At 61.6% G+C, this 21,775-nt stretch carries 24 protein-coding genes; 16 read left to right on the top strand and 8 right to left on the bottom strand.

Annotated elements, in window-relative coordinates:
• The 5 genes from EX00_RS18730 to rsmI form a co-directional block, all read right to left on the bottom strand.
• Positions 1-504, bottom strand: a complete 504-nt coding sequence (locus EX00_RS18730; RefSeq protein ID WP_202903733.1) for a cupin domain-containing protein — start codon at positions 502-504, stop codon at positions 1-3.
• Between the two features lie 96 nt (positions 505-600).
• Complete coding sequence (locus EX00_RS18725) at positions 601-1,596, bottom strand: endonuclease/exonuclease/phosphatase family protein (RefSeq protein WP_047461089.1); 996 nt, start codon at positions 1,594-1,596, stop codon at positions 601-603.
• Positions 1,597-1,700: 104 nt separating this feature from the next.
• On the bottom strand, positions 1,701-2,072 hold the full coding sequence (locus tag EX00_RS18720; protein ID WP_047461087.1) for a YraN family protein: 372 nt from the start codon (positions 2,070-2,072) through the stop codon (positions 1,701-1,703).
• A gap of 15 nt (positions 2,073-2,087) precedes the next feature.
• Positions 2,088-2,363 (bottom strand): hypothetical protein, encoded by a 276-nt coding sequence (locus EX00_RS18715; protein ID WP_047461084.1) that lies wholly within the window; start codon positions 2,361-2,363, stop codon positions 2,088-2,090.
• Between the two features lie 145 nt (positions 2,364-2,508).
• A complete protein-coding gene (rsmI, locus tag EX00_RS18710; protein WP_047461081.1) occupies positions 2,509-3,417 on the bottom strand; it encodes a 16S rRNA (cytidine(1402)-2'-O)-methyltransferase in 909 nt (302 codons plus the stop codon).
• A gap of 262 nt (positions 3,418-3,679) precedes the next feature.
• On the opposite strand from rsmI, the gene dnaN reads away from it, so the two are divergent.
• The 7 genes from dnaN (at position 3,680) to EX00_RS31760 (ending at position 8,782) form a co-directional block, all read left to right on the top strand.
• Entirely contained in the window at positions 3,680-4,798 is a 1,119-nt protein-coding gene (gene dnaN, locus EX00_RS18705; protein ID WP_007702819.1) for a DNA polymerase III subunit beta, read from the top strand.
• Between the two features lie 163 nt (positions 4,799-4,961).
• Positions 4,962-5,555 carry a phospholipid N-methyltransferase PmtA gene (gene pmtA / locus EX00_RS18700; protein ID WP_047461079.1) on the top strand — a complete coding sequence of 198 codons (594 nt, stop codon included), beginning with the start codon at positions 4,962-4,964 and terminating at the stop codon, positions 5,553-5,555.
• Positions 5,556-5,646: 91 nt separating this feature from the next.
• Complete coding sequence (locus EX00_RS18695) at positions 5,647-6,234, top strand: histidine phosphatase family protein (protein WP_047461076.1); 588 nt, start codon at positions 5,647-5,649, stop codon at positions 6,232-6,234.
• A gap of 1 nt (position 6,235) precedes the next feature.
• Positions 6,236-6,928 carry an orotidine-5'-phosphate decarboxylase gene (gene pyrF / locus EX00_RS18690; protein WP_047461074.1) on the top strand — a complete coding sequence of 231 codons (693 nt, stop codon included), beginning with the start codon at positions 6,236-6,238 and terminating at the stop codon, positions 6,926-6,928.
• A 23-nt stretch (positions 6,929-6,951) separates the two neighbouring features.
• Complete coding sequence (locus tag EX00_RS18685; protein ID WP_047461070.1) at positions 6,952-7,239, top strand: DUF1330 domain-containing protein; 288 nt, start codon at positions 6,952-6,954, stop codon at positions 7,237-7,239.
• Between the two features lie 111 nt (positions 7,240-7,350).
• Complete coding sequence (locus EX00_RS18680; protein ID WP_047461067.1) at positions 7,351-8,331, top strand: complex I NDUFA9 subunit family protein; 981 nt, start codon at positions 7,351-7,353, stop codon at positions 8,329-8,331.
• Between the two features lie 286 nt (positions 8,332-8,617).
• Positions 8,618-8,782: a hypothetical protein gene (locus tag EX00_RS31760; protein WP_007702841.1), complete on the top strand. Its 165-nt coding sequence runs from the start codon at positions 8,618-8,620 to the stop codon at positions 8,780-8,782.
• 67 nt (positions 8,783-8,849) lie between these two features.
• On the opposite strand, the gene EX00_RS18670 is transcribed toward EX00_RS31760, so the two are convergent.
• The gene (locus EX00_RS18670; RefSeq protein WP_047461064.1) at positions 8,850-9,659 is read right to left on the bottom strand and encodes an undecaprenyl-diphosphate phosphatase; all 810 of its coding nucleotides are present in this window, start codon (positions 9,657-9,659) and stop codon (positions 8,850-8,852) included.
• Between the two features lie 152 nt (positions 9,660-9,811).
• Here EX00_RS18670 and EX00_RS18665 point away from each other — a divergent pair, with 152 nt between their 5' ends.
• The 5 genes from EX00_RS18665 to EX00_RS18645 all read left to right on the top strand — a co-directional run bounded on the left by EX00_RS18665 (position 9,812) and on the right by EX00_RS18645 (position 14,818).
• Complete coding sequence (locus EX00_RS18665; protein WP_047461061.1) at positions 9,812-10,504, top strand: glutathione S-transferase family protein; 693 nt, start codon at positions 9,812-9,814, stop codon at positions 10,502-10,504.
• A gap of 12 nt (positions 10,505-10,516) precedes the next feature.
• Positions 10,517-11,674 (top strand): tRNA epoxyqueuosine(34) reductase QueG, encoded by a 1,158-nt coding sequence (gene queG, locus EX00_RS18660; RefSeq protein ID WP_047461059.1) that lies wholly within the window; start codon positions 10,517-10,519, stop codon positions 11,672-11,674.
• Entirely contained in the window at positions 11,674-12,546 is an 873-nt protein-coding gene (locus EX00_RS18655) for an SDR family oxidoreductase (RefSeq protein WP_047461056.1), read from the top strand. The genes queG and EX00_RS18655 overlap by 1 nt, the downstream gene beginning before the upstream one ends.
• Before the next feature lie 394 nt (positions 12,547-12,940).
• A complete protein-coding gene (locus EX00_RS18650) occupies positions 12,941-13,309 on the top strand; it encodes a septal ring lytic transglycosylase RlpA family protein (RefSeq protein ID WP_047461054.1) in 369 nt (122 codons plus the stop codon).
• A 219-nt stretch (positions 13,310-13,528) separates the two neighbouring features.
• Entirely contained in the window at positions 13,529-14,818 is a 1,290-nt protein-coding gene (locus EX00_RS18645; protein WP_047461051.1) for an RsmB/NOP family class I SAM-dependent RNA methyltransferase, read from the top strand.
• A gap of 6 nt (positions 14,819-14,824) precedes the next feature.
• Here EX00_RS18645 and EX00_RS18640 read toward each other — a convergent pair whose 3' ends face one another.
• Positions 14,825-15,328, bottom strand: a complete 504-nt coding sequence (locus EX00_RS18640; RefSeq protein ID WP_047461047.1) for an HPP family protein — start codon at positions 15,326-15,328, stop codon at positions 14,825-14,827.
• Between the two features lie 218 nt (positions 15,329-15,546).
• Between EX00_RS18640 and EX00_RS18635 the strand changes: the two genes are divergently transcribed.
• From EX00_RS18635 to EX00_RS18620, 4 genes are read left to right on the top strand one after another with little or no spacing between them, the layout of a single operon-like run.
• Complete coding sequence (locus tag EX00_RS18635; protein ID WP_047461043.1) at positions 15,547-16,824, top strand: imelysin family protein; 1,278 nt, start codon at positions 15,547-15,549, stop codon at positions 16,822-16,824.
• 45 nt (positions 16,825-16,869) lie between these two features.
• Complete coding sequence (locus tag EX00_RS18630) at positions 16,870-18,429, top strand: di-heme oxidoreductase family protein (RefSeq protein ID WP_047461040.1); 1,560 nt, start codon at positions 16,870-16,872, stop codon at positions 18,427-18,429.
• Positions 18,429-19,550, top strand: coding sequence for an imelysin family protein (locus EX00_RS18625; protein WP_047461038.1), 1,122 nt, complete (start codon positions 18,429-18,431; stop codon positions 19,548-19,550). The genes EX00_RS18630 and EX00_RS18625 overlap by 1 nt, the downstream gene beginning before the upstream one ends.
• A gap of 5 nt (positions 19,551-19,555) precedes the next feature.
• Positions 19,556-20,641 (top strand): DUF1513 domain-containing protein, encoded by a 1,086-nt coding sequence (locus EX00_RS18620; RefSeq protein WP_047461852.1) that lies wholly within the window; start codon positions 19,556-19,558, stop codon positions 20,639-20,641.
• Positions 20,642-20,698: 57 nt separating this feature from the next.
• Here the strand turns inward: EX00_RS18620 and EX00_RS18615 are convergent, their stop codons facing one another.
• Positions 20,699-21,775 carry a DUF2252 family protein gene (locus EX00_RS18615; RefSeq protein ID WP_047461035.1) on the bottom strand — a complete coding sequence of 359 codons (1,077 nt, stop codon included), beginning with the start codon at positions 21,773-21,775 and terminating at the stop codon, positions 20,699-20,701.

Genomic DNA, 21,775 nt, shown 5'->3' with positions numbered 1-21,775 from the left:
TCAGGCGGCGATCCCTTGCGCGCCGCCCTGCCGCACAAGATTGCGCAGGCGGTAGGCCATGGTCAGCGACTTCGGGAAAGGCTTGCGACAGAAGGCGACCTTGCGCACATAGCGGTCGATGCGCCATGTCGCCCATGTGCCCCCGGCAAAATAGGCGACGTCACCGGCGCAAAGCAGGCGTTCGACGCCGTCCTCGGTGGTGATATGCACTTCGCCTTCGAGGATCATCACCGTTTCGTCCCAACCGAAATGCCAGTGAAACTCGCCCGCCGTGCAATCCCACAGCGCCGTCAGCGCGGCGTCGTCCTGCCCGCGAGAGTGCTCGGCAAGGCGGGCGACGGGCGCGCCGGCCACGACCCAGGACGGTTCGATCGGCGATAGTTTCATCTCCATCTCGCCGGCGGCACCAGCGACGAAGTTTTTCGACTGCGGCAATGCCGCGACGACCGGTACGGCACGGGCAGTGAAGGCCGCCATGCTCGCCAACATCAATTTCAAGACCATGCAATCCCCCAATTCCATGCGCGTCTCGGCCTTCATGGCATGGAAAAGGTAACGGCGCGGTTCAGGAAAAGTGGTGCATTTTAACGGTTGCGAGACTTAGGCCGCAAAACCCTCGATGGTGCAGACGATCATGTCATGATCGGACAACGGCTTGCCGTCTCCATTCAGCGAGGAGACCAGATGGCTCTCACCGATCTTCAGGCCACGGCTCAGGAACCAGTCGAGTTTCATGGTGCGGTCGGGAAAGCGGGTGATGAGGCTCGGGCGCGTGCTCGTCTGGTCGAGCGGCCCGCCATGGCATTCGAAGCCACGACCCTCCGTCATCGCGAAAAGAGTATCCGTCCTGAAATCGCCGCCGGTATGATTGCCGGTGTTGAGGTCGCCGCCAATCAGGATCGGCAGGCCGGGGGCATAGGCCTCGACGGCATCGATCAGCGCCGCCATCTGGCGCTCGCGATAGGCGACGGTGGCAACACTTTCGAGATGCACAGAAACGGCGACAAAAGGACCGGCTTCGGTCTCGACGACAGCGCCAATGGCGCAGCGCTCGCCGACGCGCGGCTGCTCGTTGCTGTCCTTGAACCAGACGGCCTCGCCCGGCAGGCGGAACAGGAAGACGTCCTTCAGCTCCGTCGAGGCCATCAGCGCGTTGCCATGAAAACCCTTCTCGTTGACATCGTCCTTGCAGAAGGAACGTTCGATCTCGGAGCCGAGGCTGAGTTCGAGGAATTCGACGCCATAGGCGTAGTTCATGCCCAGTTCGCCGGCGACGATGGCGGTCGGGTCGCCCTGCCCGGTGCGCGCCATGCCTTCATCCATTTCCGAGAGCAGCACCAGCGGTGCGGCGGTCGCCTCCAGCTTGGCGGCGGATTCGATCGGGAAAAGGCAGCGCTCCAGATTCCACGCCGCCACGGTGAAGGGGAAAGCAAGCGGCCGCCCCTGACCGGTCCCGCCACTGACGCGCACCGTGTTCATGCAGGCAATCGAGGCCAGCGTCGCGGCGTGAATATCGAGGGTCTTTTCCAGCGAAATGAAGCTCTGACGCTTCTCTTGCGAAGGAACGGCGAAGGCGGAAACGGTGCTGTGGATCATGACGAGGCCTGTCGAGATGAGATAAGGCGCCTATGCTTTGGAGTGGCACCAGCGCGGATCGCCCGGCAATAGGCACGTTTTATGACGGCTCCGTGATACCAGCCTCAAAAAGCATCCTGAAAATGCCGGGGCCAGCGGCCGGGCAGGATGGCGACGATGTCATAGCGTTGCGATAGCAGCGCAAAGTCCGGCTGGCGGGCGATCCAGAGGTCGCTCGCGGCGCGGATGCGTTTTTGCGCGGAAAAGGAGACGGCGTCGACCGCCTCCTGCTCGCCGCGCCGGGCCTTGACCTCGACGAAGACGGCGAGATCGCCCTTGCGGGCGATGATATCGATTTCGCCAAGCTTGGTGCGGTGGCGGATCGCGAGAATGCGATAGCCTTTGAGCAGTAAGAATGCAGCGGCAAGATATTCGGAGACATGGCCGCGCCGCCAGGCCTTTTGCCGCTTCAGCTTTCCACCGGTCTCACCGATCATAGCGGATCAAATTCGTCATTCGCTATGGCGACCATTCTGCTCGCTATCAGCTCGGGTATTTTTATTCGGTTGGTTATCTTCTTTGGGCTTCACCCAACTGGATGAAAAATATTTGTCCTTTATCAAGGACTGAAGCATAACAGCATATCCAATTAATAATGATATGATTAGCCACTCCGGAAGTTCGAAAAGTGATACAGATAAAATAATAACCAGCAAACCTACAGCAGGATATATAAATACCTGCTTCTTGGTTATCTCATCTATAATATACGGCTTCTTTTCGGGCATCGAAGACCATTCCTCAGTGAATTGGCAAATCCCAAAAACTTGAAAACATAGGCTCAATATAGTCTTTGAACCAAGCTTGAACCTTCTAGTTCGCTAGAACTGAACGACATAGCCTCTGCCGACGCAATTGCCAGGCCATATCGTTTCACTCGGCCTGCCCCTTCATGTCGAGCAGACGCTGATAGAGGTCCTTGCGCGGCAGGCCGGTCAGGCGCGCGGCTTCCGCCGCAGCCTTAGCGGTCGGCAAGGTCTTGGAGAGATCGCGGAGCATGGCCTCGATATCGGCCTCCGGCGTGACGACTTCCATCGGTGGGCCGGCCAACCAGACGATCTCGCCCTTGACGTTATCGACCGTCTCATAAAATGCCGCGAGTTCGGCGAGCGTACCGCGACGGAATTCCTCGAAGGTCTTGGTCAGTTCGCGGCCGACGGCGGCCGGGCGTTCCGCGCCGAGCACATCGGCGGCGGCGGAAAGTGTCGCGGCGATGCGATGCGGCGATTCAAAGAAGATCAGCGTGGCTGGGACGGCGGCAAGTTCCGTCAGCCGGTCGCGCTTGCCCTTGTCCTTGGTGGGCAGGAAGCCGGCGAAAAGGAAGGCGTCGTTGGGCAGGCCAGAGCCGACGAGTGCCGCAAGCGGCGCCGAAGCGCCGGGAATGGGCACGACCCGATATCCCGCCTCGATCGCCTGCTGCGCCAGCCGGTAGCCGGGATCGGAGACCAGCGGCGTGCCGGCATCGGAGACCAGCGCCACCGAGCGGCCGGCTTCCAGCGCCTGCAGCAATCGCGGCCCGACCTCATCGGCATTGTACTCATGATAGGCATAGGGCCTGTTCTGGATGCCGTAGCGATCGAGCAGGACGCGGGTGACGCGCGTATCCTCGCAGGCAAGCACATCGGCGCCCGCCAGGGTTTCCAGTGCCCTGAGCGTGATATCGCCGAGATTGCCGATCGGGGTCGCGACAAGATAGAGCGCCGGCTCGAGCGGACGGGCGGGAACCGTGTGGTTATGCAAGCGGAAGCTGCGCGCTCCGCCGCTGGAATGTTCTTCGTTCATGCCTGTCCTGAATTCGCCTTGGATTCATCGCCTTTATGGGCGAGGTGCCGCCTAACGGCAAGTGCACAGCAAATCCTGTGAGCTTTGCCCATCATTTACTGAAATGACGTGCTGCATATCCCGATGCCTCTTGCATTCGCATGCGGAGTTCTGTCATTTTGCCCGTCCAATCTTCGGGGCGATCCCTTCGGGGCCGCTCGGAACCATATCCTTCGGGCGAGTCGGACCGCCCGGGCAGTCACGGTCGAAAGCGGTAGCATCCATGCGTATTACAATTGAGCGGTCGAACCTCCTGAAGTCGCTGAACCACGTCCATCGCGTGGTCGAGCGTCGCAACACGATCCCGATCCTGTCCAACGTGTTGCTGAAGGCCGAGGGCGCCAACCTCGACATGAAGGCGACCGACCTTGATCTGGAAATCACCGAGGCGACCCCCGCCAATGTCGAGCAGGCCGGCGCCACCACCGTTCCGGCGCATCTGCTCTACGACATCGTGCGTAAGCTGCCTGATGGTTCGGAAGTACTTCTCGCCACCAATCCCGACGGCGGCTCGATGACGGTTGCCTCCGGACGCTCGAAATTCTCGCTGCAATGCCTGCCGGAATCCGATTTCCCGGATCTCACCGCCGGCAGCTTCAGCCATTCCTTCAAGCTGAAGGCAGCGGACCTGAAGATGCTGATCGACCGGACGCAATTCGCGATATCCACCGAAGAGACGCGCTATTATCTGAACGGCATCTTTTTCCACACGATCGAAAGCGAAGGCGACCTGAAACTCAGGGCAGTTGCCACCGACGGTCACCGTCTCGCGCGCGCCGATGTCAGCGCGCCCTCCGGTTCGGAAGGCATGCCGGGCATCATCATCCCGCGCAAGACGGTCGGCGAGTTGCAGAAGCTAGTCGACAGCCCGGATGTCATCGTCACCGTCGAAGTGTCGGACGCGAAGATCCGCACGACGATCGGCTCGATCGTCATGACCTCGAAACTGATCGACGGCACCTTCCCCGATTATCAGCGCGTCATCCCGACCAACAACGACAAGGAAATGCGCGTCGATTGCCAGTCCTTCGCGCAGGCCGTCGACCGCGTCTCCACCATCTCGTCGGAGCGTGGCCGCGCCGTGAAGCTGGCGCTGTCGGACGGTCAGCTGCTGCTGACGGTCAACAATCCGGACTCCGGAAGTGCGACGGAAGAAGTCGCCGTCGGCTATGACACCGATGCGATGGAAATCGGCTTCAATGCCAAATACTTGCTCGACATCACCGCGCAGCTGTCCGGCGACGCCGCGATCTTCCTGCTTGCCGATGCCGGCTCGCCGACGCTCATCCGCGATACGGCCGGCGACGACGCCCTTTATGTCTTGATGCCGATGCGCGTCTAGCGAAACCAAAGCGCCCTTCCCGCGTTGTCATGGACACGGGAAGGGCGCTTTTATTTTAACGCGCGTTGATTGCGACATTTTCTTTTGTTATTGCGTCACAGCATTGCAAGATTAGAAACAAGCGATATGTAAGTCGCAACTGCAGAAACTGATGGGGGAGAGCATGGCGCTGCGTCTCAAGGAACGGCTTGGCAAGAAATTCGACGAGGAAATCCGTTTCTTCAAGGGCATGATGCAGGGTCCGAAGACCGTCGGTTCCATCGTCCCGACATCCTCGATCACCGCCCGCAAGATGGCGAGCGTCATCAACCTGCAGTCCGGTCTGCCGGTGCTGGAACTCGGCCCCGGAACCGGCGCGATCACCAAGGCGATCCTAGCGCACGGCGTCGAGCCGCAGAATCTCGTCGCCATCGAATATTCCACCGACTTCTACAATCACCTCGTCCGCCGTTATGCCGGCGTCAACTTCATCAACGGCGATGCCTTCGATCTCGACACGACGCTCGGCGTGTTGCGCGGCCAGACATTCGATTCCGTCATTTCCGGCATTCCGCTGCTGAACTTCCCGATGAAGGAGCGTGTCGCCCTGCTCGAAAGCCTGCTGGACCGCATGCCGCCCGGCCGGCCCGTGGTGCAGATTTCCTACGGCCCGGTCTCGCCGATCATCGCCCGGCCTGATCGCTACCACATCCAGCATTTCGACTTCATCGTCCGCAACATCCCGCCGGCGCAGCTCTGGATCTATCGGCGCGGCTGAGTTCGGCTTTCAAACGCCATCTTGCCATTGCCTTCCGATAGAGCATATTTCGGCTCCGAAGCCTTCCATTCAGCATGGGATCACGCCGCCGATGTTCGCTCTCTATATCACCCACCCGCAGGTCCGCATCGATCCCAACGTTCCCGTACCGGAATGGGGCCTGTCCGAGATCGGCGCGGCGCGGGCACAGCTGGCGGCGACTCGTCCCTGGGCCGGCAAGCTCGGCCTGATCGTTTCCAGCGCCGAGCGCAAGGCGATCGAGACCGCCGAGGCCCTGGCGACGGCGAGCGGCGCAGCGGTGGAGATCATCGAAGCCACGCATGAGAACGACCGCAGCGCCACCGGCTTTCTCGCCCCACCGGAATTCGAAAAGGCGGCGGACTGGTTTTTCGCGCATCCCAACGAGAGCTTCAAAGGATGGGAGCGCGCCATCGATGCGCAGACGCGGATCGTCTCCGAGGTGGACGCCGTTCTGGCGCGGCATGACCCACGCGTGCCCATCGCCTTTGTCGGCCATGGCGGCGTCGGCACGCTGCTGAAATGCCACCTCGAGGGCAAGCCGATCGCACGCCAGGGCGATCAACCGCCCGGCGGCGGCAATCTTTTCGCATTCGATCTTGCGAAGCGCGCCGTCTCATGCGACTGGACGCCTATGGAAAATTGGCAGGGATGGGCTTGAGATGACCGCGCGCGACCGCTTGATCGTTGGACTGGATGTTCCAAACCTTCAGGAGGCCGAAAAGGTCGTTAGCGCCCTCGGCGACGATATTCTCTATTACAAGATCGGCTATCAGCTGGCCTTTGCCGGCGGGCTGGAATTTGCCCGCGACCTTGCCAAGGACGGCAAGAAGATCTTCCTCGACATGAAGCTGCTCGATATCGACAACACCGTCGCCTCCGGCGTCGAGAACATCGTCAAGATGGGCATGTCGATGCTGACGCTGCACGCCTATCCGAAGGCGATGAAAGCGGCCGTTGCGGCAGCCAAGGGCTCCGACCTCTGCCTGCTCGGTGTCACCGTGCTGACCTCGATGGACGAGGAGGACCTGATCGCCGCCGGATACGAATACGACCCGCATACGCTGGTGCTGAAGCGCGCCGAACAGGCGCTTCTCGCCGGCATGGGCGGCATCGTCTGCTCGGCCGAGGAAGCCTCGGCCGTGCGCAAGATCATCGGCCCGGATATGGCGCTGGTCACCCCCGGCATCCGCCCAGCGGGCAGCGACAAGGGCGACCAGAAGCGCGTGATGACGCCGGCCGAGGGCATCAGGGCCGGATCGAGCCATCTCGTGGTGGCACGACCGATCGTCAAGGCCGCAGACCCGAGGGAGGCTGCCCGGGCCATTCTCTCGGAAATGGATGCCGCACTCTAATTCCAAGATACAGGAGGCCGAACATGGCAAAGGGATACTGGATCGCTCGCGTGGATGTTCGCGACCTCGAACGCTACAAGGACTATGTTGCCGCCGCCAAGCCGGCTTTCGAGCAATATGGCGCGAATTTCCTGGCGCGCGGCGGTGCTTTCACGCCGCTGGAAGGCCAGGCGCGCAGCCGCAACGTCGTCATTGAATTCCCGTCGCTGCAACATGCCGTCGATTGCTACAACTCGCCGGAATACCAGATCGCCGCCAAAATCCGCCAGGAAGTGGCGGACGCGGAAATGGTCGTCGTCGAAGGCGTCTGACGCATTCAAAAAGCAGCTCGACGATGCGGCGCGATGGCACTTCACCTCGGCCCTCGGATCGGCTAAGACGAAACCAGATCAGCCCCATCTAAGCCTTTCGAGGAGCCTGCCATGACCCTGTCCAACCTTCCGCCACTCGTAACCGTGTTCGGAGGATCAGGCTTCATCGGGCGGCATGTCGTGCGCGCGCTCGCCAAGCGCGGCTACCGCATCCGTGTTGCCGTTCGTCGTCCCGATCTTGCGGGCTTCCTGCAGCCGCAGGGCAATCTTGGCCAGATTTCGATCGTGCAGGCCAACCTGCGCTACCGCAACTCCATCGACCGCGCCGTCGAAGGCGCGCAGCATGTGGTCAACTGCGTCGGCATTCTCGCTGAAAGCGGCCGCAACACCTTCGACGCCGTGCAGGAATTCGGCGCCAAGGCCATCGCTGAAGCCGCGCGCGGCGTCGGCGCTTCGCTGACGCATGTCTCCGCTCTCGGCGCAAACGCCAATTCGCCCTCGGCCTATGCCCGCACCAAGGGCCGCGCCGAAGCCGCCATTCTCTCGATCAAGCCGGATGCTGTTATCCTGCGGCCGTCGATCGTCTTCGGACCGGAAGACGGCTTCTTCAACAAATTCGCCGACATGTCGCGCTCGGCACCCTTCCTGCCGCTGATCGGCGGCGGCAAGACGAAATTCCAGCCTGTTTATGTCGAGGATGTTGCCGAGGCAGTCGCCCGTGGGGTCGACGGCAAGCTGAAGGCCGGCACGATCTACGAACTCGGCGGTCCGGAAGTGCTGTCTTTCCGCGAATGTCTCGAGACCACGCTTGCGGTTATCAATCGCAAGAAGCCGCTGGTCTCCATCCCCTTCGGGCTGGCCTCGCTGATCGGCTCGGTCGCGTCGCTGGTGCCGCTGATCACGCCGCCGATCACCTCCGACCAGGTCACGCTGCTGAAGAGCGACAATATCGTCTCCAAGGAAGCCGAAGCCGAGGGACGGACGCTGAAGGGCATCGGCCTGCTGCCGACGCTCCTCGTCTCCGTACTGCCGTCCTATCTGGTGCGCTATCGCCCGCAGGGCCAGTTCACCGGTTCCGGCAAGGCCGCCTGACGCTTCCATCGTTCGAGACATTCGAGCGCCGTCTGGTTTCGACCGGACGGCGTTTTTCGTTTCTTCAGCTCTGCTGATGATCTTCTGGGTAGCGCGCGCGCCGGCTTAACTCACAGCCTGGCGTTGCCGAAAAGACGCACCTCAAAAATAGTAGCATTAACGTCAAATTTAACATGAACATTTATTGCTATTGGTCACGTCACTGACTAACACAACCGCGCGTCCAGAGGCTCACCCAAGGAGCCACGTCGTGGCGCGCTCTACTTCTGCGGAAAGGCATTTTTCGATGGGTAAGTCTATCGCGCTTCTGTTTGCGTGCGCGGCACTGGTGATCCTCGCGGGTTCGTTCATGGCCCGTGGCAGCATCGCTTCGGTCAAGGGTGAATGCACGCCGACCTATGGCGTCGATCCCTGCACGACGGGCTCCATCGACGCTTCATCCTCGAACTGATCGAGCATGAAAAAGGCCGGTTCTCACCGGCCTCAATTGTCTTCATTATGTCGACTTGCCGGCCGCTTCAGCCGATCATGTGCTGGTAGCCAAGGCCGATCAGTCCGAGAGCGCCGACGCCGATACGCCACCATGCGAAGGGGGCGTAGCCGCGGCGCGAGACGAAATCGAGCAATGCCCGGACCACGAACAGCGCCGTGATGAAGGCGGCGACGAAACCGATGACGATCAGCTGGCCGTCGGCCATGGTGAGATCGTTGCGGCTTTTCCACAGATCCAGCGTGAAGGCGCCGACCATGGTCGGCATGGCGAGGAAGAAGGAAAACTCGGCGGCCGAGCGCTTATCCGCGCCGAGCAGCAGGGCACCGACGATCGTTGAGCCGGAACGCGAAGTACCGGGGATCATCGCCAGGCACTGGAAGAAGCCGATCTTGATCGCCATCGGCCACGAGAAATCGTAGGCGCTGGTATATTTCGGCTTGAACTCGATCCTGTCGATGACGAGCAGGACGATACCGCCGAGAATCAGCGAGATACAGATGAGGATAGGCGTCTCGAACAGCACGCCCTTGATGAAATCATGCGCGAGCGCGCCGATGACCGCCGCCGGCAGAAAACCGAAGAGGACGGCCAGCACGAAATGCCGCGCCTTGACGCTGACCGGCAAGGCCTTGGCGATTTGGACGAGGCGATTGAAATAGACGAGCAAGATGGCGAGAATCGCACCGAGCTGGATGAGAACTTCGAAAGTGCCTGCGGATTTGAAGCCGAGAAAATGTCCAATCAATATCAAATGACCCGTGGAGGAGACGGGAATAAACTCCGTAAGGCCTTCCACGAGGCCCAAAACCAGCGCGATAATAATTTGTTCAGCCATATTGTGTCCTTTGTCAAACGGCGGGGCGGCCCGATTCGCTTGTGTTAACTAGGCCAAGCTCCTATAGCTTCAACCGATGACGCATGACTAGGGTCGCAATCATGACGAACCCGAACCGCCTATAAGCATCAATCACAAAAGCCCGAGTATCAATGCCGACGCTGTATCATCACTCCATGTCATCTCCGTCACGGTTCGTCCGTCTGATCCTGACCGAATACGGCTATCAGACGGAACTGATCGAGGAACAGACGTGGGAAAAGCGACGCGACTTCCTGGCGCTCAACCCGGCCGGCACCCTGCCGGTCTATGTTGACGACAGCATGCGGGCGCTCTGCGGCGCGACCGTGATTTCCGAATATCTCGACGAGACCCATGGCGTGCTGAAGCGCGACCGCCGGCTTCTGGCCGAAGATCCGTTCCAGCGCGCCGAAATCCGCCGGCTGACGGAATGGTTCATGCAGAAGATGGAGCAGGACGTGACGCGGCCGTTGGTGCGCGAGCGGGTCTATAAGCTGCAGATGACCGCCGATCAGGGTGGCGGTGCGCCCGATTCCAAGCTGATGCGCATGGCGCGCGGCAATATCCGCCAACACATGAAATATCTCTCCTGGCTCGCGGGTTCCAGACAATGGCTCGCCGGCGACCGGATGAGCTATGCGGATCTCGCGGCGGCGGCCTCGATTTCCGTTCTCGATTATCTCGGCGAAATCGACTGGGCGGAATCGCCCGTTGTCAAAGAATGGTACCAGCGGATGAAATCGCGCCCGTCCTTCCGCCCGATCCTGGCGGAGCGCGTGCGCGCCATCACCCCGGTATCGCACTACGCCGATCTGGATTTCTGACGAGGGCTCGCCATGCCCGAAGACCGTACAGCGGAAAAGGAAAGCGGGCGGCGGCAGGCGTTGACCGCCTTTCTGCGTGACGAAGCACGAGCTCAGGGCTTCGATCTCTGTCGCATCACCAGTCCGGATGCCATTCCCGAAGCCAGCGGCAGGCTCGACCAGTTCCTCAAGCAGGGCTACCACGGCACCATGGCGTGGATGGAAGAGACCCGCGAACGCCGCGGCGATCCGCGCATGCTCTGGAGCGATGTGCGCTCCATCGCTGTCTTCGGCCTGAATTACGGCCCCGAGGAAGACCCACGCGGCATTCTGGAGAAACCGGATAAGGCGGCCATCTCCGTCTACGCTCGCAACCGCGACTATCATGACGTCATCAAGGGCCGGCTGAAGGAGATCGCCACCCGCTTTGCGGCGCGCTCGCAGGAAGACGTCAAGGTCTTTGTCGATACAGCACCGGTCATGGAAAAGCCCCTGGCCGCCGCTGCGGGGCTCGGCTGGCAGGGCAAGCACACCAATCTCGTCAGCCGCACGCATGGCTCCTGGCTGTTTCTCGGCTCGATGTTCACCACCGCCGATCTGGAGCCGGACCAGGCCGAAATCGACCATTGCGGCTCCTGCCGAGCCTGTCTCGATGTCTGTCCGACGGCGGCCTTTCCGGCGCCCTATCAGCTCGACGCGCGCCGCTGCATCTCCTATCTCACCATAGAGCATAAGGGGCCGATCGATCCACTGCTCCGGCCGTTGATCGGCAATCGCATCTATGGCTGTGACGATTGTCTTGCCGCCTGCCCCTGGAACAAGTTCGCCAGCTCAGCATCGGAGATGAAGCTCGTCGCCCGCGAAGACCTGAAGGAACCGTCGATCGCCTTTCTGCTTGATCTCGACGATGCCGCCTTCCGCGCCTTCTTCAGCGGCTCACCAGTCAAGCGCATCGGCCGCGACCGCTTCGTCCGCAACGTGCTGATCGCCGCCGGCAATTCCGATGATCGCACCTTGATCGACGCCTGCTGTCGTCTCTCCGGCGACACCTCGCCCGTCGTGCGCGGTATGGCCGTTTGGGCGCTGTCGCGGCTGATGACGGCTGGCGAATTCCTCGCTTTTGCGGCAGAAAGAACCGACGAGCCGGACGCGGATGTCCGTGCCGAATGGAAACTGGCGGGAGTGGCGTGATGCATGTGATGATTTTCGGCTGCGGCTATTCGGGAACCGCTATCGCCAAGACCTTCGCCGGCTCCGGTGTCCGCATCACCGGCACGACCCGCTCGGCGGACAAGGCAGATCTACTCGCCAGCCAAGGCGTGGAAGCCTTCGTCTTCGACGGCGAGACGCTCGAGCCGGCGCTTGCCGAGGCGATGAAATCCGCCACGCACCTTATTCAATCGATCGCTCCGGGTACGGCCGGCGATCCGCTGCTCAGACTGGCGCATCTCGATGTCGCCACGCTGATGCCGAAGCTCGAATGGGTTGGATACCTTTCGACGGTCGGCGTCTATGGCGATCATAAGGGTGCGTGGATCAACGAGGAGACGTCGCTGCATCCGGTTTCCAGCCGCTCGGTCGAGCGCGTCGAAGCGGAGGACGGCTGGCTGCGCGTCGGCGTCCGGCTTGGCATTCCGGTCGCCGTGCTTCGGCTTGCCGGCATCTATGGTCCCGGCCGCAACGCCTTCTGCAATCTGGAAAAGGGTACGGCGCGACGGCTGATCAAGGTCAATCAGGTGTTCAATCGCATCCGTGTCGAGGACATCGGCGCCTGCGCCAAGTTCCTCTCCGACCGCCATCTCGGCGGCATCTATAATGTCACCGACGACGAACCGGCCGCGCCGCAGGATATCATTGTCGAAGCAGCCCGCCTGATGGGCGTCGAGCCACCACCGGAGCAGCCTTTCGAGACGGCGGAACTGACCCCGATGGCGCGTTCGTTCTATGGCGAGAACAAGCGCGTTTCGAACGCAAAACTACGCTCCCTCGGCTTCCTTTTCCGCTACCCGGAATACCGCATGTCGCTCGCCGAACTCTGGGCTTCCAGGCGCTGGCGCGGCTAAACGAAGCCTTGGTTACCGCAGCCATTTCGCATGAAAATTCCTACTAAGCCACACGGCCTAGTTCAATTTTCTCCATATTTATGGTTAACGATCTCTAAAATTGCACAAATGCGGCAGCGATTATGGCAAAGTCGGAAAATTATTTTTCCGATTTTCGTGATCTTTCGCATCACACCAGAGGGTCGAGAAAATTTGTTCTGTTTTTAACTGATTCCATTAGCTTTTTTCCAAGAAACGATTTTCCGGCATCTTGTCATAGTAATCGCGATGAATCACGAATGTTACAGACTGTAACACTCCGTGATCGGCAGTGGCACTTTTTTGCCATTTTTGGCCCGGCTTAAGCCCTCGCCGCCTACTGGCGCAAGTTCAATTGCTTGAGGGAAAAATCGGTTTGAAGAAAATCAATCGTGCTATTGCGATCGCCGCAACTATATCCGCCTCTTTTGCTATCCTCTCTACGGACGCATTTGCAGCAACGGGATGCGGGGGCGCATCATGGTACGGCGGAACCACCAAGACTGCTTCCGGGGAACGCATGAGTTCCGCACGTCTTACTGCCGCTCATCGCTCGCTTGCTTTCGGCACACGCCTGAAGGTCACCAACCGCAATAACGGCCGCAGCGTCGTCGTTCGCATCAACGATCGCGGACCTTTCATTCGGGGCCGGGTACTCGATCTCTCCCGTGCAGCCGCACAGGATATCGGCATGGTTTCCTCCGGCACGGCCAAGGTCTGCTATGAAATCGTCGCTTCCAGGTAATCCGCGAATTCGCCGGTAACGATCCGGCGTTTTGGCGTAATGCTTGCTCTCTCCGTCAATCGCGGCTACCACGCGGTTGAGACGTCTCAATAATCTGCCGCCATGTGCTATATATTCGTGCGGATTGATGAGGTGCCAGCGACATCATGATAGGCACATGAGCGTTTCCGACGATCGATCGTGATTTTCGGAGCCGTGTGCCAAGCAGGAGAGTAGTGAATGCGTTTGGGCGGCCGGCTGCAGGGTGCCATCGAAGTTCTTGCCGATATCGAAACGCGCAAGCGACCGGTGGCCGACGCCCTGAAGGATTGGGGACTTGCCCATCGCTTCGCCGGGTCCGGCGACCGCGCCGCGATCGGCAATATCGTCTATGACGCCCTGCGCATGCGGCTGTCACATGCCTGGTTGATGGGCGACGACACCCCATCCGCACTCGCCCATGCCGTCCTCTTCCGCCAATGGGGTCTGACACCCGAGGCGCTGGCCGCCGAACTCGATGGCGACAAATTCGCGCCGGAAGCACCGAGCACCGAGGCGCTGGCTGCGTTTGCCGCCCGCAAGCTCGACGACGCCCCCCGCCATATCCAGGGCGATATCCCCGAATGGGTCGAACATTCCTTCCAGCAGGCTTTCGGCGATAGCTGGCTGGCCGAAGCACAGGCGCTAGCCGAGCGGCCGACGCTTGATCTGCGCGCCAACGCGCTGAAGTCCAGCCGCGACAAGGCGGTCAAGGCGCTCGAGCGCGCCGGAGCCCAGGCCTCGAAGATCGCCCGCAACGGCATCCGCATTCCCGCCGGCGAAGGCGCATCGCGCCTGCCGAACGTCACCGCCGAGCTCTCCTTCCAGAAGGGCTGGTTCGAGGTTCAGGATGAGGGCTCCCAAATCGTTGCCGATCTCGTCTTGCCCCAAGAGGGCGACCAGGTGCTCGATTATTGCGCTGGCGGCGGCGGCAAGACGCTCGCCATGTCGGCGGCAATGCACAATAAGGGCCAGGTCCACGCCTATGACACCGATCGCCGGAGGCTGGCGCCGATCATCGAGCGATTGAAGCGCGCCGGCACGCGCAATGTCCAGGTTCACGACGAACGCAACGCCCTGCTGGCCCTGCGCGGCAAATTCGACAAGGTGCTGGTCGATGCGCCCTGCACCGGCACCGGCACCTGGCGCCGGCGCCCCGATACAAAATGGCGGCTGACGCAGAAGAACCTTGATGAGCGCATCAGCCAGCAGCAGGAAGCGCTGGCGCAGGCCGGTGAATTCGTTCGCCCCGGCGGCGCGTTGCTCTATGTCACCTGCTCGGTCCTGCCGGACGAAAACGAGACGCAGGTCAACCGCTTCGCCGCCAACAATCCGGAGTTCGAGGTGGTCGAGGCGCTGAGTTCCTGGGAAAAACTGTTCGGTAACGAAGCGCCGAAGCCGCTCTCGTCGGATGGCAAGACCATCACGCTGACACCGGCATCGACCGACACCGACGGCTTCTTCTTCTGCCGCCTGCAGCGCAAGCAGTAAGGAAGTTTATTCCGCCCGCAGCGGATATTGCTGCTTCGGCGGGATGAGATGATGCAGCACGGCGATGGCGATCAGCAGCAATCCGCCGAGGCCGACCACCATAAACAGCGTCCAGGCTGACAGATGCGAGCCGAGTGCCACCAGCGGCACGGCACCCGCCGGCGGATGCGTCACCCGCAACATCAGCATGCCGGCGATGGCCAGACCAACCGCGATGGCCGCCGCCCACCAGAGACCCGGAAACAGCGCCATGGCAAGGCTGCCGACCAGCGCCGCCAGAAGATAGCCGCCAAGGACATTGGCCGGTTGCGCCAGCGGGCTGTTCGGCTGGCCGAAGATCAGGACGGCCGTCGCGCCGAAGGGTGCGATCAGCAGCGGAATGCCGGTTGCAATCGTCAGACCGCCAACCGCGATCATGCCCGTAACCGCGCCGATGCCGGATTTCAGATGTCCGTGCCAGTGGCCTTCCGGCTCATGACGGTGGATGAAATGCTTGAAATGGCGATGCATGGAGGGCTTGAAGACTCGATTGGACTCAACTTGCCTATTTTTTGAACTGTATCTGCCGCTTTTTCAAGCAAATCTATTCCATTGGCGAGACCTAAATCGGTAATTTCCTATCTTCGAAAATCGTCACAAACTAGAGCGTTTGACACCAGTTTATTTTTAATACATGACACCAGTCGCCAAGTTTTTGACGGTGCCCCAGCCGTCATAGGAGAGGGAACATGACATTGAAAATCAATTTAGCCGCCGCTTTGGCGCTAGCCGTCGCTGCATCGGCCCTTCCGGCGCTCGCCAAGGCTCCTGAACCGGCCGCCATCATCAAGCATTACGCCGAAGTCGCGCATGCCAAATATGAAGACTCGCTGATCACGGCGAAGGTGCTGGACAAGGCCATCGATGCCCTGCTCGCCAATCCCAGCGACAAGACGCTGAAGGCTGCCCAGGCCGCCTGGATCAAGGCGCGCGTTCCCTACCAGCAGTCGGAAGTCTACCGCTTCGGCAATCCAATCGTCGACGATTGGGAAGGCAAGGTGAACTCCTGGCCGCTCGACGAAGGCCTGATCGACTATGTCGACGCCTCCTACGGCACCGAGAGCGACGAGAATTCGCTTTATGTCGCCAATGTCATCGCCAACAAGACGATCAAGATCAACGGCAAGGATGTCGACGCCTCGCATCTGACGCCGGAATTCCTGTCGGGCACGCTGCATCAGGCCGGCGGCGTCGAAGCCAATGTCGCGACCGGCTATCACGCCATCGAATTCCTGCTCTGGGGCCAGGACCTGCATGGCACCGGTCCCGGCGCCGGCGAACGTCCCGCCACCGACTACGATCTGAAGAATTGCACGCACGGCAATTGCGACCGCCGCGCCGAATATCTGAAGTCTGCCTCGACGCTGCTCGTCTCCGACCTGCAGGAAATGACCGAAAAGTGGACGCCGGATGGCGAAGCCACCAAGCATGTCGAAGCCGATCCGAAGGCTGGCCTTGCCGCCATCCTGACCGGCATGGGCTCGCTCTCCTATGGCGAACTTGCCGGCGAGCGCATGAAGCTCGGCCTGCTGCTGCATGATCCGGAAGAAGAGCATGATTGCTTCTCGGACAATACCTACAACTCGCACAACAACGACGCCATCGGTATCGCTGCCGCCTATAACGGCAACTATACGCGCATCGACGGCAAGAAGCTGAAGGGCGCGTCGCTGCACGACCTGGTCGCCGCCAAGGACAAGGCGCTCGACAAGGAAGTCGAAACCAAGCTCAACGCCACGCTCGATGCCATGAAGGCCATGGTTCATCTCGGCGAAACGGTCGAGAAGTACGACCAGATGATCGGCGAAGGCAACACGGTCGGCAACGCTACCGTCCAGAAGGCGATCGACGGCCTGCTCGACCAGACGAAGAGCATTCAGCGTGTCGTCGCCGCCCTCGATCTCGGCACGATCAAGCTTGAAGGTTCGGACAGCCTGGATAATCCTAACGCTGTCTTCAAGAAGTAAGTAGGGGAGAGCGGCAGCGTCTCAAGCGCTGCCGCTCCGACACTCATGACCCGCATCCCGGCTCGTCGCGTCCTCCTGCCCGCCTTCGTCGCGGGTTTTTTGGTTTTTTCCATTAACCTGGCCGCTGCGGAAATTCTGAATTTTCCGGCCGTCCGCACCGATCTTTCGCCCGAACTGCTGAAACGGGTGCAGGACATCACCCGGCCGACCACGGATTTCTCCAAGGCCGAGCCCTATGAGGCGATGGAGAGCGGCGCGACCACGACGATCGCTCCCGTCAGCCGCAATATCTTCTCGCAGCCCTCGGCCAGTCTCGGCCTAGAGCGCGAAGAGAATTTCCATCTCGGCAATGCGCTTTTCCGCAAGCTCTGGGTGTCCGCCCCCTCCTCAACGCAGGCCTCCGACGGGCTAGGCCCGTTGTTCAACGCCCGTTCCTGCCAGAGCTGTCATATCCGCGACGGCCGCGGCCATCCGCCGGAGACGGCAGGCGCCGCCGCCACATCGATGGTGCTGCGCCTGGCGCGGCCGGCGATCACGCCGGAGGAGGAGCAGGCACTTCGGGATTTCAAGGCGATCAACTTCCCCGACGCCACCTATGGCGCTCAATTGCAGGATCTCGCCGTGCCCGGCCTTGCCGCCGAGGGCAAGGTTGCCGTTACCTACACCGAGGAGACGGTGACCCTTTCGGGCGGCGAGACCGTTACGCTGCGCAAGCCGCATTATATCGTGGCCGACCTTGCCTATGGCCCGCTCGACGAAACGACGACGATCTCGGCGCGCATCGCGCCGCCGATGATCGGCCTTGGCCTGATCGAAGCCATTCCGGAAGCCGATATCCTTGCCCATGCCGATCCGGACGACAAAGACGGTGACGGCATTCGCGGCCGTGCCGCCATCGTCCGCGATCACCGCACCGGCGAACTCGCGCTCGGCCGTTTCGGCTGGAAGGCGCAGAATGCAAGCGTGCGCGATCAGGTGGCCAGCGCCTTCTCCGCCGATATCGGCATTTCCACCCCCGACCGGCCGAACCCTCAAGGCGATTGCACGGTCAGGCAGCCGAAATGCCTCGCCATGCCGACCGGCGTGCAGAAGCGCCTCGGCGATACGGAAGCGCCGGGGCCGATCCTCGATCTTGTCACCTTCTATTCCGAGAACCTCGCCGTACCCGCCCGCCGCAAGGCGAGCTTTCCCGATGTGCTGCACGGCAAGGACGTGTTCTATCAATCCGGCTGTCCCGCCTGCCATACGCCGAAATTCGTCACCCGCGACGACCTCAAGGGCAGCGACGGCAAGGACAAGGCCCAGGCCTTCCAGCTGATCTGGCCCTATTCCGATTTCCTGCTGCACGACATGGGCGACAGTCTCTCAGACGGCCAGCCGGTGGGTGTGGCATCCGGCCGCGATTGGCGCACGCCGCCACTCTGGGGTATAGGCCTGACGCAGACGGTGAGCGGCCGGCAAGCCTTCCTGCATGACGGCCGCGCCCGAACATTGACCGAAGCCATCCTCTGGCATGGGGGAGAGGCGGAGAAAGCCCGCAATACCTTCGCAAACCTGCCGCAGGACGACAGGCAAGCTCTCATCAATTTTCTGGAGTCTCTCTGATGCGCCCCTGGACATCCCTTGCCAAGCCGCTTGCCGCAAGCCTCCTTCTCAGCCTTACGGCGTTGCCGGCCGGCGCTCAGGAGGCAACGACCAACGGCGCCGGGCTGAACGAGGCGGCCGTGCCGGCAGTGATGCGGAAGGCGATCGACGACGTCATCCGCCCCGGCTACCACGCGGTGCATGACAGCGCCTCGAAGATGACGACGGCGATGAAGGCGCTCTGCGCCGATCCGTCCGCCGCAAGCCTTTCAGCCGCGCAGTCCGCTTTCGGCGACACGATCAAGAGCTGGTCGCGCATCGAGATCGTTCAGACAGGGCCGATCATCGAGAAGAACCGCTTCGAGCACATCCTCTTCTATCCCGACCGCAAGGGCGTCGGCCTCAAGCAGGTGCAGGCGCTGATTGCCAAGGCCGACGAGCATGACACCACCGTCGAGGCCGTCGCCGGCAAGAGCGTGGCGCTGATGAGCCTGACGGCGCTGGAATATGTGCTTTACGGCAATGGCTCCAGCGTTCTCAGCTCCGAGAAGCAGGGCTTCCGCTGCCGCTATGGCGCCGCCGTTGCCGGCAATATCGAGAATACCGCCAAGGAAATCGCCGATGAATGGGACGATCCGAACGGCGTGCAGAAATCCTGGAAGAATCCGGGCAAGGACAGCGAAGAGTTTATGGACAACAAGGAGGCGGTGACGGCACTGCTCGGCATCCTCGTCCATGGCGCCGCCAACGTCCGCGACCAGCGGCTGGAAACCTTCTACAAGGGCGACCCGGCGGCAGCACGGCCGAAAATGGCAATCTACTGGCGCTCTGGCAACACCTGGACCTCGCTCACCGGCAATCTCGAAGGGCTGAAGGCGCTCTGGGAAAAGGCCGGCATGGCCGACCTCCTGCCCGCCGACAAGCGCGACATGGCCGGCAAGATCGACGCACTGCTCGACAAGCTGATCGCCACCGCGCCGACCGTCAATCCCGATATCGAAGCGGCGATCGCGAGCGACGCCGATCGTGCCAAGATCGACACGCTGCTTTCCGAGACCCGCGACCTCACCACCGGCTTCAGCGATAATTACGGCGGTGCGATCGGCCTTTCCGCCGGCTTCTCCTTCGCCGACGGGGATTGATGGCGATGCGGAGCGTGCTGATCGACCGCAGGGCCTTCGTCAAGGCGGCGGGGCTGACCTTCCTGGCAGCCCTGAAACCCGGCGCGCTGATGGCGCTGGAGCGGGCTGACGCGGTCTATGCCTCCGGTATGCGCGCCGCTGACGGCTCCTTTGCTGTCGCGACAGTCACCGAGCGCGGCGAGATCATCGACCGGGTGGCGCTGCCCGCCCGCGCCCACGGCATGGCCTTTTCAAAGGCGACCGGCAAGACCGTCGCCTTCGCCCGCCGCCCCGGCACCTATGCGATGATCTTCGATCCCTCGAACAAGGGCGAGCCGATCGTCATCACCGCGCGCGAGGGCCGGCATTTCTACGGCCACGGCACGTTTTCGCCTGACGGCAAGCTGCTCTATGCCAGCGAGAACGACTTCGACGACAACAAGGGCATGATCGGCATCTACGACGCCCGCAACCGCTTCATCCGCATCGGCGAATACGAGACCTACGGCACCGGGCCGCACGACATGACTGTGTCCGACGACGGCAAGCTTTTGATCGTCGCCAATGGCGGCATCGAGACGCATCCGGATTTCGGCCGCACCAAGCTCAACCTCGACCATATGGAGCCGTCACTGACGCTGATCGACGCGGCAACTGGCCGGCTGATCGAAAAGCACGCCCTGCCGCCGCAATATGCAAAGGTCTCCACCCGGCATGTCGATATCGACGCCACCGGCCGCGTCTGGTTCGCCTGCCAGTATGAAGGCCGCCGCAACGACCTACCGCCGCTCGTCGGCCATTTCGCCAAGGGCGAAGATCTGACCTTCGTCCACCTGCCCGACGACACCACCCGTGCGCTCGGCAACTATGTCGGCGCCATCGCCGTCAACCGCGCCGAAAACCTCGTCGGCGTGACATCACCGGTCGAGGGCACGTCGGTGACGCTGGACGCGAAGACCGGGGCGGTGCTGAAGGTCGAGAGCGTAGCGGATGCAGCCGGCATCGCGCCGGCGGCGCATGGGTTTGCGGTGTCGTCTTATCGCGGGGAGTTTTTGGGGCAGCACAGTGATGTGGCCTGGGATCAGCATATTGTGCGTATTGGGCGTGGCTGAGAGGTGCGGAGGTAGGAGTTTCAAGCTGCGCGGCAAACTCGCACCCGAGACTCCAGCTCACCACCGCTTCGCAAACTCCGCCTGCTCCACGCCAATCGCCGCCGCGGCCGCCTTGGCGGATGCCCTAAGCCAATCAGCACCACGCTTGTCGAGATCGGCCAAAACTCCCGGAATACGCGCGGCGTCATCGGCCTGGCAATTGGCGATCTCAAAACCCATCAGGTCGAGCATATCGGGTGACAGCAGGATCCGCGCATCACCGATGACTTCGATCTTACGGCTGTTCGGCGACAGGCGGCGAACCAATAGTTTGCCGGTCACATGATAGCGCGGATCGGGAGCACGCGTCCGGCCGGCGGCGATGACGCCCGTATGGATCGCCGTGTCCGATGGATTGTGGCAGAGCGACCAGGCGGATTGAGCCAACGCCTTGACCTCGCGCAGCACCGGCCCGCCGCGCCATTCGACATCGGCGACGAAACGCGGACGGCCGAGGCTGCCGGTGCCGGCGGTGCGCGGCTTGGGGACGAAGGTCAGTGTCGGGTCCGGCAACGACCGACGCAGCGCGTCGAGATAGGGTTCCGGCACCTGTCTGGTCGTCGGCGGCAGATCGCGAAATTTGTCCCAGAATGCCTTGCGCTCAGTGTTCGACAAGATCACCTCGTTGCGCAACCACTTATAATCGCGCTCGAGAATGACCGCCGAGGGCTTCTGCATGCCACGCCGATAGCCGCCCAGGATGGCATCGGCGATGACACGCGGCGTTGGGCCGGCATTGTCACGCGCCAGGATCGCGCTCGCCGCCAGCCGCACCAGATCGAGCGCGTAGGGCATGGTGGCGGCATCGTCGAAATCGTTGACGCCCCAGACCAGCCGCCCCTCCTCGTCGCGCCAGGTGCCGAAATTCTCCAGATGCGTGTCGCCAATCGCCAGCACTTGCGGAGCATCCGCAAGATCGGGGCAGATATCGAGGATGGTTTCGGCCCAGCGCCAATAGGTGGCGCGCAGGAAGACGAAGCCACCGCTTTTCATCTTCTTGTACTTCCTGGCGAGATCAGCTTCCACCAGATCGGCGCCGAGTTGCGCCCGCATCCAGCTTTCGTAAGCTTTGGTCGATTGCAGGATCGTCGCCAT

Source organism: Martinezella rhizogenes (genome assembly GCF_000799715.1).
Classification (GTDB): Bacteria; Pseudomonadota; Alphaproteobacteria; order Rhizobiales; family Rhizobiaceae; genus Rhizobium; species Rhizobium rhizogenes_C.
This window is presented reverse-complemented; position numbering and strand designations above follow the sequence as displayed.